Source organism: Paenibacillus sp. MMO-58 (assembly GCF_037146255.1).
Lineage (GTDB): Bacteria > Bacillota > Bacilli > Paenibacillales > Paenibacillaceae > Pristimantibacillus.
This window is the reverse complement of record NZ_JBBCVY010000002.1, coordinates 713,535-730,610: the sequence shown is the minus strand read 5'-3', so window position 1 is coordinate 730,610 and position 17,076 is coordinate 713,535. Positions and strand designations below refer to the sequence as shown.

The following is a 17,076-nucleotide window of genomic DNA, read 5'->3' as shown; positions in this document are numbered from 1 at the left end:
AAGCTAATGAAGATTGTGTAAATTGTTGGCTCGCTGTTGTACTTCCGGATCCTGCGGCATAACCTCTCGAGGGATCTGCGGTACGATACGGCCGATAATGTCAGCCATCTCTTCCGCAAAGCCGCTGATCGGCCTGCCGCGGCGGATGTCCGCACCGATTTCGTTCAGCCGCTGTGACAAATCCATATCGGCTGTTACGATAGCATCAATGCCGTAAGGATCTTTATGGAAAGCTTCGGCGACGGAATATTTGATTGTGCCGACTCTGGAGCGATCAAGCTTACTGTCGACATCGATCCCAACCACGGCAGTGTTTCCGAGCACCACGCAGTGCGCATTCGTGACACCTTTGATGCCCATGGCCAGCTGTTCCAAATGCCGGGAGACTTGCTCAGGATTCGCAATTTCTTTTTTCTGAGGACTTGTCTGCTGTGCGCGAACAGAGCCATTATTTTGAGGAGAGGGTGATGTTTCGTTTCGAAGGGCGTTGCCGCAGCCAGCTGTAATTGCCGCAATAGCGATCGCCGCAATAAGTTTCCGGTACATGTTGATTCCACCTCTTTTTCTTGTTGCACATCGTCTAATCAGAATGTAGTGTACCCGCAGCCAAGTATGGCTATGTATGTCTATCTATTGAATGACCGACGCCGGGAGGGTTCTCATGAAAAAAATATTCGTGCTCGACACTAATGTGCTGCTTCATGATCCGCAATCGCTCTTTGCCTTCGAGGATAACGAAGTCATCATTCCCGCGGTGGTGTTGGAAGAAATCGACTCCAAGAAGAGGCTGGCAGACGAACTAGGGCGCAATGCGCGTTCCATATCCCGGTTGCTCGATGGTATGCGGGTGGAAGGGCATCTACACGAGGGCATAACGCTTCCTAACGGCGGACTGTTAAAGGTGGAGCTTAATCATCGGAGTTTCATGCGAGTGCAAGAGATGTTTGGAGAAATGACCAATGACAACCGAATTCTTGCCGTCGCGCTCAACTATCACTTGGAACAGCTGGAGAACGAACAATCCAGCACTGTCGTTCTTGTAAGCAAAGATGTGCTGGTCCGGATCAAAGCGGATGTGCTGGGCCTCAAAGCCCAGGATTATTTGTCCGACCGGACCGTGTCCACGACTGATTTTTATGCCGGCTACGAGACCTTGTTTGTCCATCCGTCTGTTATCGACGAATTTTATACGTACCGCTTCCTGACGGTCAAAAGCATGCAGAATATCGCCAGGCTGAAGCCTAACGAATTCGTAATTCTGCGGGATGAGATGGGAACCTCCAAATCCGCCCTGCTGAAGGTCAGCCAGGATGGCGTACGCCTTGAGCCGTTGTTCTTAAGCAATGATCCGATCTGGGGAATTACGGCCCGCAACGCTCAGCAGCGCATGGCTCTTGAGCTGCTGCTCAACGATGAAATCCCGCTTGTCACCCTGACCGGCAAAGCCGGCACAGGCAAGACGCTGCTTGCGCTTGCCGCCGGCCTCTTGAAGGTGGAGGATGAGCATAAATACAAAAAACTGCTGATTGCCCGCCCGGTTGTACCGATGGGCAAGGATATCGGTTACTTGCCGGGCGAGAAGGAAGAGAAGCTGCGCCCATGGATGCAGCCGATCTACGATAATTTGGAGTATCTGTTTGATACCAAGAAATCCGGCGACATCGATAAAATATTGATGGGTCTCGGAAGCATCCAGGTCGAAGCGCTTACTTACATTCGCGGACGCTCGATACCGGGGCAGTTCATCATTATCGACGAAGCTCAGAACTTAACGAAGCATGAGGTCAAAACCATTGTCTCCCGCGTAGGAGAGGGCAGTAAAATCGTTCTGATGGGCGATCCGGAGCAGATCGACCATCCTTATCTGGACGCCGTCAGCAACGGTCTCACGCATATCGTAGAGCATTTCAAGAGCGAAGGGATAAGCGGTCACATCACTCTTGAAAAAGGCGAGCGTTCCAAGCTTGCTCAGCTCGCAGCAGATCTTCTATAGTTTTTCCAAAAGCAGCGGTGCCGGGGAATCCCAGCACTGCTCTTTGCTGTTTAAAGGCAAAGGTTAATAGGGCAAACGGAGTATTTGAATGATTCTGGAGAAACGTAGTGGTCGCTTTTGCTCGGGGGATTACTTCCTTGTCATTGTGGATGAGAGGAATCCCCGAGCAATGGCGATCGGAAGAACATTCAAATACGCAGTTTGCCCCATTAACCTATAGGACGGGGGGGATAAAGTCCTAGACTTGTTTGGACAACTCTACGTTTTATTGCTATGATAGGTTTTAATAGACTAGAATTCGGGGGCTTAAGATATATCGGAAAGGGAGAAGTGTGTGGCTACAAGGAGATTTGTGATGATCCTTGCAGGAGCAGTGCTGTTGTCCGTTATTTTGCTTATTCCCAACATGGACCCGCATAAGCCGTCATCATCAAGCGGCAGCTCCCATGACGCAAATACTGGACCTGTCGCTAACGAGCGTGATGATGAGCCGATGGAATCCATTGTTGTAACCGTTTCCATGTCGCCTGAGCAATTTGCTTATTTAGAAGAGGCAAATGAACGATTCAGATTCAAATACCCCAACATCCAAGTGGAACTGCTGAATATCGAATCGAAGGAAGAAGCGTATGCCGCCTGGAAGCAAGATCTTTTGCTTGGCGCTTCCTCCGATATTATGCTGATGGACAGCGGCTGGGTAAGGGAGTTCGCCGTTATGGGCCTGCTTGAGCCCGTTGATAGCGTCAATACGGCGAGCACTTTATCCGACCAGCCAGCCAAGCTGCTTGCACCGCTCAAGTGGAACAGCTATCTCTGGGGTATTCCTTTTGACGCAGACCCGTCCATCCTTGTGTGGAACAAGGCTATGCTGAGCGAGCAGAACATGAGCGATCCTCCCAAGGATTGGACAAGCTTTCTGCAGCTCGCGGACCGACTATCGGCTTCCGGAGCTGCGCCGGCGTCCTTGCTTTATTTGCCTGCCGATTTCAGCGGAACGGCAGCTTGGCTGGATGCCTGGAGCAGCGCGGACAAACGCGGGGCAGCAGCCTTAATCCTGAATGATGAGTCGGCTAATCGTCTGGAGGAGACGGCTTCTTTGGCGATACCGTCAATAGCCGTTAATAAACGCTTGCTTGGCACTGAGATGGACAATCAGCGTTTGCTTGTCTCGGTCGTATCGTGGTCGGATTATAAAGCACTATCCCAGTCCGAGCAGGATAAGCTGTTAATCGACAAGGTTAAGCTTCGCAACTTATGGCTTGGGAGCCGCAGCTTTGTTGTCTCGGCAAATACGGATAGGGCGGACGCGGCCTTCAACTGGATTAAAGAGATGACGAGCGTGACCGAGCAGGGGCGCAATTACGAACATCTAGGCAAATTGCCTGCGAAAAATTCGATATACGAAATAGGCGGATATTCGGGCTCAACGGCCCAATATCCGCCTACATGGTGGTTGCCTTTGCTAAATGAAGAACCAATCGGCGAGCCGCCTGCCCCGAACTGGCATAAGGAATGGAGCCGATGGGAAACTTCTTGGCAGCTGTATGCGAGCGGGGCAACAGACATTGCCGCCTTTATCCAATCGGTTACAGCTTCATCTTCAAATAAACGGTAAGCTCCTTGTCTTTCATTTCAACTGATTTAGCTTGTATGAATTTAATGATGTCACCGGGATAAAAGCCGAGATCAAATTTGTCTTCAAGTGCTTTCCGTGTCGTGTCAGGCAGTGCAAAACCGTTAAACAACAGCTCATCGACATGGAATACAATGCCGTTCTTCGGCTTTTCTTCCACGGTATAATGACCGGAGACGGCAATTTCCATATTGTCGTGCTTGCCAGATGCGATTACTTTGCCGTCTTCAAACCGGAAGGAGAAATCGTCAAACCGTTTATCCTGCTCCCGAAGGAAAGCGTTCAAAGCGTCTTCCGGAATATGAATCGTATAATTAAACCCGTTTATCTCCAGGTACTTCTTATTGTCCTCAATCCAACTTGGCAGCTTGTTCATCGCTTTGGACAAAGCGTCGAAATACTGCTCCACTTCTTCAAGTCCGGCCGATTCCCAATAATTCGTCAACTCTTGCATCAGGAGGCGAAGCCGATCCGCATCGGAACGTCCGGCGAGCTGGCCGTCAATCTGCTGCTCCAGCTGCGCAACCCGGCTGCGCTGGGTTTGAAGCCGGTTTTCAATATCCTCAAGCTCCGTTTTTCTTCCGTCCAATTTGGCGTATTCCTCTTTCAAGCTCTTATATTCCTTCGTGTAAGAATCCAGCGTGTTCCGGTCCCTCGAAAAAATAATGTCCACGTAGTCCAGCATAGCGAATAAATCGTGAATCGAATCGAAGGAAATAATCGCGCGAAGCAGAAGCTCGCGTTCACCCATATAATAAGCGCGAAGCACTTTGCCCGCTTCTTCCCGCTTCTCCTTGATCTCCTGCTCACGCTGTACAATCCGTTTGTCGGTGACGGACATGTCGCCTGCAACCTTTTCTTTTTCTGCTTGTATGCGTGCAATTTCTTTGTCAATCTCAACGATAGACAAGCTCTTCTCCAAAATCTGATTGACTTGCTCGTCCTCCGTCAATTGCGGCTCGGCCATGACGGGAAGCTTGCAGATGGCAAGCATAAGAATAACAAGAAGGATAAAGAGCCATCTGCCGCGAACATAAATGCGATGGAAAGCCACCAGCCGCCTCCTTTCTTACGTTGCTAGGCCTGTACAGCTACCATTCTATGCGACGGTTCCATTTATTATATCTTATAAGCGGGAGTTGAGCAGGTGAAAATAGGCAAAAAATCGTTAATCAGCCGGATTTCGGAGCAGATAGCCGAGATGCCGGCGGTCGGCTGGCGGGCGGGCAGCAAGGACTCTCCAGACCTTCGCTGCATGACATTCAAACAATATATGCGTCTATGTTTATATGACAAGCAAGACGGTTATTACCGCTCAGGACCTGTGCGAATAGGGCGGGAAGGCGATTTTTACACCAGCTCTGCCGTAGGTGCCGTGATGGCGCATTGCTTGACGAATTACGTGTTTGATTACGCCGTCCATACTGCCGAAGGCCACATTCAGCTTGTGGAATGGGGAGCGGGGACGGGGCGGCTTACGATGCAAATCCAAGAAGCCTGGCGAGCAAGAGCAGAATACTCTTCCGATCCTCAATGCCGGTCTGTCCTGGTCGATGATCATCCTGGCCATTTGGAGGAAGCGAAGCGGGTTATCCGTTCAAATTCAAGCTATACGGCGCTTTTCCTGTCTTCTGAAGAAGCGATGCAGGGCGGGGGGCATTGGCAGGAGCTGCCTGCGGTTGTGCTCGCCAATGAGCTGCTGGATGCCTTTCCGGTGAATCGGGTGGCGGTGGAGCAAGGAGAGCTTGTTGAGCTTGGCGTAGCCGGAAATGCGGAGGATGGCTTTTACGAGGTACATATGCCGCTCTCGGATGAACGGATAGCCGCCTCGTTGCGAAAAAGCGGTATCCGGCTAACGGAAGGACAGCAGACGGAGGTTAATCTCGATGCGGAGCAATGGCTTGCAAGTATTGCCGATGTGTTGGGAGAAGGTCGTGTTATTATTATCGATTACGGTCATGAGGCGGAGGAATATACGGCAAGTCACCGGATGAAGGGGACCTTGCTGTGCTATTCGGATCATATCGCTTCCGACGAGCCATACCTTCGGATCGGAGAGCAGGATATAACGGCGCATGTGCCGTTTACGTCGCTCCGCCATGCCGCTGAAGCCAGCGGGTGGCGAATTGCCTATTACGGTACCCAGAAGCAGTTTCTTATTGATTACGGGGCCTTAGAGCTCCTGCAAAATCATTCGGAGACCGACCCTTTCGGCCAAGCGGCCAGAACGAACCGGGCGGTGCGCCAGCTGCTGCTCAGCGACGGAATGAGCGAGACGTTTAAGGTGCTTGTGCTGGATAAATGAGAAAAGGTGCCGCTCCAGAAGGAGCTGCACCTTTTTTGCCGTTCGCAAACTTTAGAATGGGTTGCCCATCTTGAATACGGTCCAGTAAGTAAAGCCTACAAACGAAATTGCCATATATCCCCAGAACATGAGTATGTATGTTCGTTCGCTAAATTTGAGATAACCCAGGAAAACGAAAGCTACCGCTTGTGCAAAAAACAGAAGTGCGAATTCAGTCATGTGACCTGCGAAGGCCATCAAGCCGATCACAAGAGTCCAAAAACCGAGTACCCGATACATGCGTGCCATGAAACCATCCCCCCTTCGCTCTGACCCGAATTTCTATTGTACATTATAACGGTTGAATTTGGCAGTGTAAACAAGCAAGTACGAACAAAATCAACTATTTTGTGTAAATTGAAAGCGTTACGATATCAGTTTGCTCCTTAATCGGATGAATTATGTATGAGCTTTTTGAAATTTGGTTATACAAATTAGTATCCGATAGATTCTATGAACTCTACCAAGGGCATAGAGATAAAGTAAGCGCCTTTACGTAAGGAGGTTTTGGTCGCATGACAGCAGTCAGACAAGATGCGTGGAGTCCCGACGACGATCTCATACTCGCCGAAGTTACACTACGCCATATTCGAGAAGGTAGTACCCAGCTAGCGGCTTTTGAAGAGGTAGGGGAACGTATAGGACGGACTTCGGCGGCTTGCGGATTCCGCTGGAACAGCTGTGTCCGCAAACGTTACGAAGAAGCGATTCAAATCGCCAAGCAGCAGCGCCAGAAGCGCAATTATTTGAAAAAACAGGCGATTGTCGCAACCCCGCATGTCTCTTCTATTGCCGTTTACGATGCAGAAGAAAGAGCATTTAGCGCTAATGCGGTAACGACGGAAGAAGGTTTATCCGTTGATTCCATTATCCGTTTTCTTAGACAGTTCAAGACCACTTATCAGGACGTAAGCCGTCAAATCAAATCCTTCGAGAAAGAACTGAAGGAAAAAGATGATGAAATTGATCGTTTGCGCGAAGAGAATGAGAGATTGTCTAGAGAAGTAAATAATGTTCAAACCGATTACCGGGCCGTCAATGATGATTATAAAACATTGATTCAAATTATGGACCGGGCACGCCGTCTGGCGGTGTTGACGCATGAAGAGGAAGCAAAGCCTCGGTTTAAAATGGATGCAAACGGAAATTTGGAACGAATTGAATAGGTGAAAGCCCCGCCGGCGATGTACGGCGGGGTGTTCGCTTTTAAGCTGGAAACAAGTATGCTATATATGGGCATACTTTTTTTATGCTCAAAACTTCCGAAGTGGTGATCCGAGTTTGAAGATACATATAGTCGGAGGCGGAGCGATTGGTCTCCTGCACGCCGGTCTGTTGGCTCAGACGGGGCAAGAGGTTACGGTGTGGACACGAACGGACAAGCAGGCGGAGCGGCTCCAGGCGGAAGGAATCAAACTGGAAATGCTGAATGGGGATGTTCGGGATATTGCGGTGAACAGCTATTCTCTTGCGAGCCTTCAACCGGGTTGGGCAGGACAAGCCGGAGCCGATGCCGAGCAATCCTCAGCCTGGATCCTATTGACGGTTAAGCAAAGCCATATCGATGATCGGCTATTGGATCAGCTTCGGCTGTTAAGCAGCGGGAAGACGGCGATATTGTGCCTTCAGAACGGAATCGGTCATATGGACAAGCTCGCAGCATCTCTTCCCGGTGCGCTTATCTATGCGGGCGTTACTTCTGTTGGAGCAAGGCGGCTCGATGATGCTCGCCATGTTAGGCACACGGGGGACGGTCCTTTATGGTTTGGGGCGTATGCGGAAGACAAAAAGGACGATAATCTCCAAAATTTGTTGCTAAATATACTGAAATCGGCAGGATTCCGTGCGGGTTTGTCGAATGAGATGAAGGACAGGATTTACCAAAAGCTGCTTATTAATGCGGTTATTAATCCGCTTACGGCGATTTACGATACGACTAACGGAGAGCTGCCGCAGCATCCGTCAAGGCTGACGCTGATGAGATCCTTGTTCGAGGAAACATCGGCCATTCTTACGGCAGACGGGATGAAGTCAGGCGATAACGGATGGCAGCTTGTGATGCAGGTATGCGCGGCTACGGCGGCTAACGTTTCTTCCATGCTAAGTGACGTGAGGACAGGGCGGCAGACGGAGATCGACTGGATAAACGGCGGAGTTTCCGGGCTTGCAAGACGCTTAGGCATAGCCTCGCCGTTAAATGATGCCGTAACGACACTCGTGAAGCAGCTCCATTAAGAACAACGAGGAAAGGTGCGGATGACATGGGCTTTTTATGGGACAGCATAAAATATGTCTACGCCTATTTGGCAGTAATACCTGTCATTCCGTTTCTTTTGGTTTATTTCGGGTATGGCATGTTTTCGGACGATAGAAAAAAAGCGTTCCAGCTGGCGATGGATGTTACAACCGCCCTTCTGATCGGATGCGTGGCTGTATTGTTCGATTCCATCTTTAACAGCTCCTTCGGACTGTATGCTATAATTCTTTTTATGCTGCTTGGCGGCGGATTGCTGGGCAATATGCAGTTCCGCAAACGCGGTAACGTAAACGTGAAGCGGGTGTTTCGCGCCGTGTGGCGTCTGGGTTTCTTTACGATGAGTATGGCGTATCTGCTGTTGATGTTTATTGCGATCGGACAAAAAATCTTTTCCGCGTAAGCACTTGAGGGCCTGTAACCAAGAGGTTGCGGGTCTTTTTTCTTTTGACGTGCGGCTTATCCTTTGTGTACAATCAAATTGTTGCTTGAATGGTTACAGTTTTACAAAAATATATGATCGATTTGGGAGGAACTGGCTGCGCTATGAATACGGAACATTATGACTTGCCAAGCGCCCAGCCTTTAACAGAGGCTTATATACATCGGACGGACGCAAATATCGATTCGCTGTACGGCTATCATGCCGGACGCGAGCAGGATTGGGCAGAGCGCCTGAAGAAGCTGGAGGAGCTATCGGGCAGCCGGGCGAACCCGGCGGAATTAGCCGAAGTGCTTCGCCAATACAACAGCCCGTATACAACGCCGGAGGTTGACGCTTCAATCCGCGCTATTGCGGAAGGAGCCCCGGTTGTTATTGGCGGACAGCAAGCCGGCTTGTGGTCAGGAGCGCTGCTCGTGATACATAAGGCGGTTTCCATCGTCAGCGGGGCTAAATGGGCTTCCGAGAAGCTGGGCCGAACGGTTGTGCCGGTCTTCTGGATCGCGGGCGAGGATCATGATTGGGATGAAGCGAATCATACGTTCGTGCTGAATGCGGAGCAGGAGCTGCGCAAGCTGACCGTGCAGCGTCCTGAAGGCCCAAGAACATCCGTAAGCCGTACGGCTGTGGATACGGACAGCTGGAACGCGCTGCTGGAGGAGCTCGAGCAGACGCTTCCGCATTCCGACTTTAAGCCTGGTCTGCTTGAGCAGCTAAGGCAAATTGCAGGACAATCCCGGTCGTTATCGGACATGTTTGCCGGAATTCTGGCCTTTTTGTTCGGCAAGGAAGGCCTTGTTCTTCTGGATGCGGATGATCCAAAGCTACGCAGAATCGAATCGCCGATGTTCCGCCGCATTATTGAGGAGAACGATGAGCTCGAAGCAGCCTATAAATCCGCGGCGGAGAAAGTGAAATCGCTTGGTTACCAGCTGCAGGCGGATGTCGTGGAAGGCAGCGCGAACCTATTTGTATTTAACCCGGCGAACGGGGATGAACGGACGCTGCTGCACAAGCGCGGCGGGCAGTTCCAAGACCGGAAAGCGACGGCTTTCTGGACGAAGGAGCAGCTGCTTCAACTGGCAGACGAACAGCCTTCCCAGCTTAGCAATAACGTGCTCACAAGGCCGATTATGCAGGATTATTTGTTCCCGGTGCTTGGTACCGTTTTGGGCCCGGGCGAAATCGCGTATTGGGCATTAACCGGCGAAGCTTTCCGTAAGCTAGGAATGGAAATGCCGATTATTGTGCCGCGAATGTCCTTTACGCTGGTAGAAGGTACCATTGCGAAGCATATGATGAAATATGAACTATCATTCGAGGATGTGGCGAAGCGTTTCGAAGCCCGCAAGCAAACGTGGCTGTCCGAGCAGGACCAGCTTTCCATCGAAGAGCGGTTCCAAGACGTGAAGCAGTCTTTTGTTGCGATGTACGGGCCGCTGCTTGAGCTTGCCGGTTCCATTCAGCCGGGTCTTCTGAAGCTGGGCGAGACGAACCGCCAGAAGATAGTTGAGCAGATCGAGTATCTGGAAGCGAAAACGAAGGATGCATTCAATAAGCAATACGACGCATCGATACGTCAGCTTGACCGCATTGCGCTTTCGCTCTGGCCAAGCGGCAAACCGCAGGAGAGAGTAATCAACATGTCCGGTTATTGGAACCGTTACGGATCCGTATGGCTGGAGAAGCTGCTTGAGCTTCCGTTCAGTCCGACAGGCGGACATCAGCTCGTCTATTTATGATGTGAGTAAACCTATCTCGAGGCAATTCGAAGATGGGCGACCGCGTTTAGAGGTAGGTTTAATCGCCAAATAGAACTTCAGTTTTCGATTGTCGTGAAACTTGTAAGTTCTATTGTGGTAAGAATGTTGTAGGAGGCTATTAAAAGGCATGAGTACATTGGAAAAAAGCATTATCCGCGATATCGCACTTGCACCGGAAGGGCATTTGAAAATTGATTGGGCAAGCGCGCATATGCCGGTATTGAACCGGATCCGCGAGCAATTCGAGCAGGATCTGCCTTTTAAAGGCCTGAAGGTTACCATTTCCCTCCATCTGGAAGCGAAAACGGCTTATCTCGCGAAGGTCGTTAAAGCAGGCGGCGCGGAAGTAACCATTACGGGCAGCAACCCGCTGTCCACGCAAGACGATATTTGCGCGGCGCTGGTGGAAGACGGCATTACGGTATTCGCCAAATACAATCCGGAGCCTGAAGAGTATAAGGAGCTGCTTATCAAATCGCTTGAATCCAAGCCTGATCTGATTATCGATGACGGCGGCGACCTGGTTACGATTCTGCATACCGAACGTTCCGATCTGCGCGAGAATCTTCGCGGCGGCGCGGAGGAAACAACAACGGGAATTATCCGTCTGAAGGCGATGGAGAAGGAAGGCACGCTGAGCTTCCCGATGGTTGCCGTAAACGACGCATATTGCAAATATTTGTTCGATAACCGTTACGGTACCGGCCAATCCGTCTTTGACGGCATTAACCGGACGACAAACCTGGTAGTAGCAGGCAAAACGGTAGTAGTGGTCGGCTATGGCTGGTGCGGTAAAGGCGTTGCCATGCGTGCCAAAGGCCTTGGCGCGAACGTGGTCGTAACCGAAGTGGATGCTATCAAAGCGGTTGAGGCTTACATGGACGGCTTCACGGTTCTTCCGATGTCGGAAGCCGCCAAAGTAGGCGAATTGTTTATTACGGTAACGGGCAATAAAGATTGTATCCGTGCCGAGCATTACGAAGTTATGAAAAATGGCGCGATTCTCTCGAACGCCGGCCACTTCGACGTGGAGTTCAACAAGCCGGAGCTTGCGGCTATGTCGACGGATATCCGTACCGTTCGCCGCAATATCGAAGAATATAAGCTGAAGGACGGCCGCAGCATCTATGTGCTGGCTGAAGGACGTCTCGTTAACCTGGCTGCAGGCGACGGGCATCCGGCAGAGATCATGGATACAACGTTTGCTCTTCAGGCGCTTGGCCTTCGATACGTGAACGAACAATATGCGAATATCGGCAAAAAAGTCGTAAACGTACCTTACGAGCTTGACGAGCAGGTAGCGCGCTTCAAGCTGGATTCGCTGAACATCAGCATCGATAAGCTTACGCCGGAGCAGGTTACTTATCTCGACAGCTGGAAAGAAGAATAGTTCGAATATAAAAAGGACGCGCCCTCTGGCGCGTTCTTTTTTTTGCGGTCATGGGACTTGCGGCAATCACCGTACAATGAAACAAGGGGGGATTGCACAAATGAAAAGCTCCGTTGACACGATACGTCTTATGGATCGCTTCGGTGCACGCAACTATAGTCCGCTTCCTGTTGTAATCGAGAGGGCAGAAGGAGTGTGGGTGGAGGACCCGGAAGGCCGCCGTTATATGGATATGCTCAGCGCTTATTCCGCGCTGAACCATGGCCACCGGCATCCTGCAATCATTCGTGCGCTTAAAGAGCAGGCGGATAAGGTGACGTTGACTTCAAGAGCCTTCCATAGCGAGCAGCTTGGCCTGTTATCCAAGAAGCTGGCGGAATTTACGGGCAAGTCCAAAATCCTGGCGATGAACACGGGGGCCGAAGCGGTGGAAACGGCGTTAAAGGCGGCGCGCCGCTGGGCTTACCGGATTAAGGGGATCCCTTCCGGTCAAGCCGAAATTATCGTCTGCGAAGGCAATTTTCACGGCCGGACCATTACCATTACTTCATTTTCCTCCGATGCGCAGTACCGCGCCGGCTTCGGGCCTTTTACGCCGGGATTTAAAATTATCCCTTACGGAGATGCCGAAGCGCTTGCCAATGCGATAACGCCGAATACCGCAGCTTTTCTGGTAGAACCGATTCAAGGCGAAGCCGGTGTTGTCGTGCCGCCCGACGGTTATTTGAAGCAGGCCTTTGAATTATGCAGACAGTATAATGTTTTGTTTATGGCCGATGAGATACAGACGGGCTTTGGCCGGACGGGCAAGCGGTTTGCCTGCGACTGGGAAGACGTCGTTCCGGATGTGTATATATTAGGCAAGGCGCTAGGAGGAGGCGTTCTGCCTATCTCGGCCGTTGCGGCAGGGGATGACGTACTGGGGCTGTTCGAGCCGGGCTCGCATGGCTCAACCTTTGGCGGTAATCCGCTGGCTTGCGCTGTAGCGCTAGCCGCGCTTGCGGTGATGGAGGACGAAAAGCTGGCTGAGAGGTCGGAACAGCTTGGCCAGTATTTCAAGCAATCCCTGGAATCGATACGCCATGAGGATATTATCGAGGTTAGGGGAAGAGGATTGTTTATCGGGATGCAGTTATCCGTCCAAGCGAGGGCCTACTGCGAAGCTTTGTTCCAGATTGGGCTGCTATGCAAGGAAACCCACGAGACGGCAATCCGCTTCGCTCCGCCGCTCGTTATAACGAAGGATGAACTGGACTGGGCGCTGGAGCGGATCAAGGAAGTGTTTCAAATATGAATAAGCTAACGTTGTTATCCGTTCCCTTTGGTCTTGGCGCCGGAACTCCCGGCAGCGAGCAAGCTCCCCACCATATCTATCAGCTGGGCCTTTTTCAAATGTTGCAGCAGCAAGGCTGCACGATTAATAAGCTGAAGGAAATCATAAACGCAGGTATACCTGCTCCCGTTATTCAGGTCCCGATGAACCATTCCGAGGAAGTTATCAAGACGGGAATCGCATTGGCCCGTGCAGTAAAAGCCGTTGTATCTTCCGGACAGTTTCCTTTCGTTCTTGGCGGGGATCATAGTCTGGCAATGGGAACGTTGGCAGGATTGACCTCGCATTATAAGAAGCTTGGCGTCATATGGATTGATGCGCATGCCGATATGAACACGGAATTAACCAGCCCTTCCGGCAATATGCACGGTATCCCGCTTGCCGTCGCCCAAGGAAGGGCCCAGCTATCTTTATCTCACTTATTGCCGGGAGCGGGTACAATCGCTCCCGGCAATATTGTCCTTATCGGAGCCCGGGATCTGGATCCTGCGGAGGAAGCGTTTATCCAGGCGGAAGGAATTACTTGTTTCCGCATGGCCGACATTAAACGGCTTGGCATTCATGCGGTAATCTCCGAGACGCTTCTTATTGCGGGAGATGCCGCGGACGGCATCCATCTCAGCTTCGATATCGACAGCGTGGATCCTTCCGAAGCTCCGGGGACGGGGACGCCGGTACAAGGTGGTTTAACTGCGGACGAAGCGCGGGAGGCTATCCGCCTGCTAGGCATATCCAAACGCATGACCTCCGCGGAGTTCGTAGAGGTGAACCCGCTGCTTGATCACATGGATCAAACCTCATTGCTGGCAATGGAGCTGATTGCACTATTTTTAAGCAGCATGAAAAGTTAGGTTGTGTTTCCTCCCTCGTGCAACCTTTCCAGATCTTGTGCGTCTAGGACGGTGAACCATAGAAAAGGGGGAGTAAAGATGCGTATAAAGAAATACGGGTACACGTTCTTGCTCATGATTACGGCGATTGCACTGTTTCTCGGAGGATGCTCATCAGGAAGCAGCAACATGAACTCGGCCGCATCAACGGCGAACAGCGGGGCGGCTGTCAATAGGCAGCCCTCGGATGCCAAGGCGGAGGTCAATTCGGAGAGCGCGGCAAGCTCTGCCGAAGGGCCGGCTGGGGCGGTAGGCGGTGAAGCGGGCGGCGGATCTATAGGAGAAATTGCCGCTGACGGTACGGGAGCGGGCTTGAATCAAAAACTGATCTACAAAGCGAATTTAACGATAGAAGCCGTAGATTTCGATAAGGCGGCAACGGCACTCCGCAACACCATCCACCAGTCAGGCGGTTATATATTGCAATTCCAGGATGGGCAGTACAACGGCGAGAAGAGCTCCACCTATACCATAAAAGTGCCGGCTGCAGGTTTTATGGATTTTATTGACCGCCTTAACGGTATCGAGCATAAGAAATTTGAGCGACAGATCAGCGGAACGGACGTGACGGAGGAGTATGTCGACCTGCAGTCGCGTCTGAAAGCGCAGCAAGCGGTGGAGGAGAGGCTGCTTGCTTTTATGGATAAAGCGACAAAAGCGGATGATCTGGTGAAATTTTCGGAGCAGCTTGCGACGGTTCAGGAGAACATCGAGCGATTGAAGGGGCGAATCCGCTACCTGGATAACAACGTTTCATATTCTACGGTTGAACTTAGGCTCTACCAGCCAAACGCGAAGTCGGATACGCTGTCGGTGGAAGACGGTCTTGGCGATAAAATGTCCAAAGCCTTGCAAGACAGCGTAAACGCCATGATTACCGTTCTCCAGGGATTGCTTGTTTTTGTTGCCGGTGCTTTGCCGATTCTATTGCTGCTTGTTATTATCGGGCTTCCGGTATACTGGCTGCGCGGCAAATTCCGCTCCAGGCCGAAATATCAGGCTCCCCCAAGGAATCCAATAGCGCCTCCGGTCAAAGAAGAGGATAAGGAAGAAGATCCGAATCAGCCAAACGGTTAATCATATGAATTATTTTTCAAAAATCCTGCTCTTGGAGCAGGATTTTTATTTTAGGTGGCGAACTAGTCTATCTTAGTGGGGAAAAGTGGTGCAAAGTGGAGGATACGGGGGAAGGGGTGGGGCGCATCTCATGTTTATGGGTGAATATCAACATACCATTGATGAGAAGGGCCGCATTATTATTCCTTCAAAGTTCCGGGAATCGCTGGGCGCTACCTTTATCGCAACCCGCGGATTAGACAACTGCTTGTTTGTTTACCCTATGAGCGAGTGGAGCGTGCTGGAGCAGAAGCTGAAGTCACTGCCTCTCATGAAGTCGGATGCCCGCGCTTTTACCCGGTTTTTCTTTTCCGGGGCAACGGAATGCGAGCTCGACAAACAGGGAAGGGTAAACATACCAGCCCACCTCCGCGAATACGCGAAGCTGGATAAGGATTGTATGGTGCTTGGCGTATCAGGCCGCGTCGAGATTTGGAGCAAATCGACGTGGGAAGGCTATTATGAGCAATCCGAGCAGGCGTTCAACGAAATCGCGGAGAAATTGGTCGATTTCGACTTCAACTTCTAGAGTAAACAACAAGAATGGGAGGATGTTAGCGTGTTTCAGCATATTACAGTGCTATTGGAAGAGGCGGTTGACGGACTGGCGATCAAGCCAGGCGGCATATACGTCGACTGTACGCTTGGCGGCGCAGGTCATAGTGAACGAATTGTGTCCCAGCTGAGCGGTGGAGGGCGTTTGATCGCATTTGACCAGGATGATGCTGCGCTGGATAACGCACGCGTAAGGCTTGCTCCCTATATGGATAGAGTAACGCTAGTCAAGAGCAATTTTCGTTATTTGGAAGAAATGCTTCTCACGTGTGATGTTCCAACGGTAGACGGTGTCCCTCAGGTCGACGGTATATTGTTCGATCTTGGCGTTTCCAGTCCCCAACTGGATGAGGCTGGGCGCGGCTTCAGTTACAACCATGATGCTCCTCTTGATATGAGGATGGATCAGGGAGGAGCTTTAACGGCCTACGATATCGTAAACAGCTGGGAAGAAAGGGAGATATCCCGCATTCTGCATGTGTACGGCGAAGAGAAATTCGCTAGATCGATCGCACGTAAAATTGTCCAGGCCCGCGAGAATGCGCCGATAGAAACAACCGGTGAGTTGGCAGAACTGGTCAAAACCGGAATTCCGGCTGCAGCAAGACGAACTGGCGGTCATCCGGCCAAGCGTTCCTTCCAGGCACTCCGGATCGCCGTAAATGACGAGCTCGGCGCCGAGGAAGATGCATTGGAACAAGCAGTGAAATGCGTTGGCCAAGGCGGCAGAATATCCGTTATTACTTTCCATTCGTTAGAGGATCGCATCTGCAAGCAATTATTTGCGAGTTATGTTGAAAAATGCACTTGTCCGCCGGATTTTCCGAAATGTGTGTGCGGCGGCACAGGAAAGCTGCGGTTAGTAAACCGCAAGCCGATTGTTCCGACAGAGCAGGAACTTGAAGTTAACCCTCGCTCTCGCTCGGCCAAGCTGCGTGTCGCAGAAAAATTGTAGGTTAGAGGGGGTTCTTTCATTGGCTTATATCAACGGCAATTTGGCCATGCAGCCAAAGCGCAAGCCGGATCAGCGGCCTGTTGTCCGCGAAACGAAACGAATTGTTGTGAAGCGCAAGTCGATTCCGGTTCAAGAAAAGCTTCTGTACATGTTTACGGTTGTTTTTTGCGTAATCGTACTTGGGGTCATCGTAAATCAATACGCGAAAAACTATGATATGCGCGTCCAAATCAAGCAGATGAAAACGCAATACGCAACGATGAACATTGATATGAAAGAGTTGCAGAAGCAAGTAGAAATGCTTAACGATCCGGAGAGGATCCGCAAAATGGCAGAAACGCAAGGCATGGCGAGCACTGAACAGCCGGACATCATGGTAAATACACAATCCGCTAAGACGGAATAGGT

Annotated in this window: 17 protein-coding genes; 14 read left to right on the top strand and 3 right to left on the bottom strand. The window is 51.0% G+C overall.

Features of this window, described 5'->3' with window-relative positions; translation table 11 throughout:
* Positions 1 to 3 precede the first annotated feature (3 nt).
* A complete protein-coding gene (locus WFJ73_RS09080; protein ID WP_336772712.1) occupies positions 4 to 546 on the bottom strand; it encodes a YhcN/YlaJ family sporulation lipoprotein in 543 nt (180 codons plus the stop codon).
* 115 nt (positions 547 to 661) lie between these two features.
* Here WFJ73_RS09080 and WFJ73_RS09075 point away from each other — a divergent pair, with 115 nt between their 5' ends.
* A complete protein-coding gene (locus WFJ73_RS09075) occupies positions 662 to 1,993 on the top strand; it encodes a PhoH family protein (RefSeq protein ID WP_127498531.1) in 1,332 nt (443 codons plus the stop codon).
* 355 nt (positions 1,994 to 2,348) lie between these two features.
* The gene (locus WFJ73_RS09070) at positions 2,349 to 3,608 is read left to right on the top strand and encodes an extracellular solute-binding protein (protein ID WP_336772711.1); all 1,260 of its coding nucleotides are present in this window, start codon (positions 2,349 to 2,351) and stop codon (positions 3,606 to 3,608) included.
* On the opposite strand, the gene WFJ73_RS09065 is transcribed toward WFJ73_RS09070, so the two are convergent.
* Positions 3,580 to 4,680 (bottom strand): hypothetical protein, encoded by a 1,101-nt coding sequence (locus WFJ73_RS09065; RefSeq protein ID WP_336772710.1) that lies wholly within the window; start codon positions 4,678 to 4,680, stop codon positions 3,580 to 3,582. The genes WFJ73_RS09070 and WFJ73_RS09065 overlap by 29 nt on opposite strands.
* Before the next feature lie 93 nt (positions 4,681 to 4,773).
* Here WFJ73_RS09065 and WFJ73_RS09060 point away from each other — a divergent pair, with 93 nt between their 5' ends.
* Positions 4,774 to 5,931, top strand: a complete 1,158-nt coding sequence (locus WFJ73_RS09060; RefSeq protein ID WP_336772709.1) for a class I SAM-dependent methyltransferase — start codon at positions 4,774 to 4,776, stop codon at positions 5,929 to 5,931.
* A gap of 51 nt (positions 5,932 to 5,982) precedes the next feature.
* On the opposite strand, the gene WFJ73_RS09055 is transcribed toward WFJ73_RS09060, so the two are convergent.
* The gene (locus tag WFJ73_RS09055; protein WP_015845478.1) at positions 5,983 to 6,219 is read right to left on the bottom strand and encodes a DUF2626 domain-containing protein; all 237 of its coding nucleotides are present in this window, start codon (positions 6,217 to 6,219) and stop codon (positions 5,983 to 5,985) included.
* A gap of 266 nt (positions 6,220 to 6,485) precedes the next feature.
* On the opposite strand from WFJ73_RS09055, the gene WFJ73_RS09050 reads away from it, so the two are divergent.
* The 11 genes from WFJ73_RS09050 (at position 6,486) to ftsL (ending at position 17,074) form a co-directional block, all read left to right on the top strand.
* Positions 6,486 to 7,136 carry an RsfA family transcriptional regulator gene (locus WFJ73_RS09050; RefSeq protein WP_127498522.1) on the top strand — a complete coding sequence of 217 codons (651 nt, stop codon included), beginning with the start codon at positions 6,486 to 6,488 and terminating at the stop codon, positions 7,134 to 7,136.
* 115 nt (positions 7,137 to 7,251) lie between these two features.
* The gene (locus WFJ73_RS09045; protein ID WP_336772708.1) at positions 7,252 to 8,205 is read left to right on the top strand and encodes a ketopantoate reductase family protein; all 954 of its coding nucleotides are present in this window, start codon (positions 7,252 to 7,254) and stop codon (positions 8,203 to 8,205) included.
* 26 nt (positions 8,206 to 8,231) lie between these two features.
* Positions 8,232 to 8,627 carry a DUF3397 domain-containing protein gene (locus WFJ73_RS09040; RefSeq protein WP_015845475.1) on the top strand — a complete coding sequence of 132 codons (396 nt, stop codon included), beginning with the start codon at positions 8,232 to 8,234 and terminating at the stop codon, positions 8,625 to 8,627.
* A gap of 143 nt (positions 8,628 to 8,770) precedes the next feature.
* A complete protein-coding gene (gene bshC, locus WFJ73_RS09035; protein ID WP_336772707.1) occupies positions 8,771 to 10,408 on the top strand; it encodes a bacillithiol biosynthesis cysteine-adding enzyme BshC in 1,638 nt (545 codons plus the stop codon).
* Between the two features lie 148 nt (positions 10,409 to 10,556).
* A complete protein-coding gene (locus tag WFJ73_RS09030) occupies positions 10,557 to 11,819 on the top strand; it encodes an adenosylhomocysteinase (protein ID WP_336772706.1) in 1,263 nt (420 codons plus the stop codon).
* A 100-nt stretch (positions 11,820 to 11,919) separates the two neighbouring features.
* Entirely contained in the window at positions 11,920 to 13,113 is a 1,194-nt protein-coding gene (locus WFJ73_RS09025) for an ornithine--oxo-acid transaminase (protein ID WP_336772705.1), read from the top strand.
* Positions 13,110 to 14,003 carry an arginase gene (gene rocF, locus WFJ73_RS09020; RefSeq protein WP_336772704.1) on the top strand — a complete coding sequence of 298 codons (894 nt, stop codon included), beginning with the start codon at positions 13,110 to 13,112 and terminating at the stop codon, positions 14,001 to 14,003. Before WFJ73_RS09025 ends, rocF begins: the two co-directional genes overlap by 4 nt.
* A gap of 78 nt (positions 14,004 to 14,081) precedes the next feature.
* Entirely contained in the window at positions 14,082 to 15,119 is a 1,038-nt protein-coding gene (locus WFJ73_RS09015) for a DUF4349 domain-containing protein (RefSeq protein WP_336772703.1), read from the top strand.
* Positions 15,120 to 15,249: 130 nt separating this feature from the next.
* Positions 15,250 to 15,687 (top strand): division/cell wall cluster transcriptional repressor MraZ, encoded by a 438-nt coding sequence (gene mraZ / locus WFJ73_RS09010; protein ID WP_336772702.1) that lies wholly within the window; start codon positions 15,250 to 15,252, stop codon positions 15,685 to 15,687.
* A gap of 30 nt (positions 15,688 to 15,717) precedes the next feature.
* Complete coding sequence (gene rsmH, locus WFJ73_RS09005; RefSeq protein WP_336772701.1) at positions 15,718 to 16,668, top strand: 16S rRNA (cytosine(1402)-N(4))-methyltransferase RsmH; 951 nt, start codon at positions 15,718 to 15,720, stop codon at positions 16,666 to 16,668.
* A 19-nt stretch (positions 16,669 to 16,687) separates the two neighbouring features.
* Positions 16,688 to 17,074, top strand: a complete 387-nt coding sequence (gene ftsL / locus WFJ73_RS09000; protein WP_336772700.1) for a cell division protein FtsL — start codon at positions 16,688 to 16,690, stop codon at positions 17,072 to 17,074.
* The last annotated feature ends 2 nt before the right edge of the window (positions 17,075 to 17,076 follow it).

Coding starts and splice junctions, on each gene's coding strand:
- WFJ73_RS09080 (WP_336772712.1), bottom strand. CDS start 546: ATGTACCGGAAACTTATTGCGGCGATCGCTATTGCGGCAATTACAGCT.
- mraZ (WP_336772702.1), top strand. CDS start 15,250: ATGTTTATGGGTGAATATCAACATACCATTGATGAGAAGGGCCGCATT.
- rocF (WP_336772704.1), top strand. CDS start 13,110: ATGAATAAGCTAACGTTGTTATCCGTTCCCTTTGGTCTTGGCGCCGGA.
- WFJ73_RS09070 (WP_336772711.1), top strand. CDS start 2,349: ATGATCCTTGCAGGAGCAGTGCTGTTGTCCGTTATTTTGCTTATTCCC.
- WFJ73_RS09040 (WP_015845475.1), top strand. CDS start 8,232: ATGGGCTTTTTATGGGACAGCATAAAATATGTCTACGCCTATTTGGCA.
- WFJ73_RS09015 (WP_336772703.1), top strand. CDS start 14,082: ATGCGTATAAAGAAATACGGGTACACGTTCTTGCTCATGATTACGGCG.
- bshC (WP_336772707.1), top strand. CDS start 8,771: ATGAATACGGAACATTATGACTTGCCAAGCGCCCAGCCTTTAACAGAG.
- WFJ73_RS09055 (WP_015845478.1), bottom strand. CDS start 6,219: ATGGCACGCATGTATCGGGTACTCGGTTTTTGGACTCTTGTGATCGGC.
- WFJ73_RS09075 (WP_127498531.1), top strand. CDS start 662: ATGAAAAAAATATTCGTGCTCGACACTAATGTGCTGCTTCATGATCCG.
- WFJ73_RS09030 (WP_336772706.1), top strand. CDS start 10,557: ATGAGTACATTGGAAAAAAGCATTATCCGCGATATCGCACTTGCACCG.
- WFJ73_RS09050 (WP_127498522.1), top strand. CDS start 6,486: ATGACAGCAGTCAGACAAGATGCGTGGAGTCCCGACGACGATCTCATA.
- WFJ73_RS09025 (WP_336772705.1), top strand. CDS start 11,920: ATGAAAAGCTCCGTTGACACGATACGTCTTATGGATCGCTTCGGTGCA.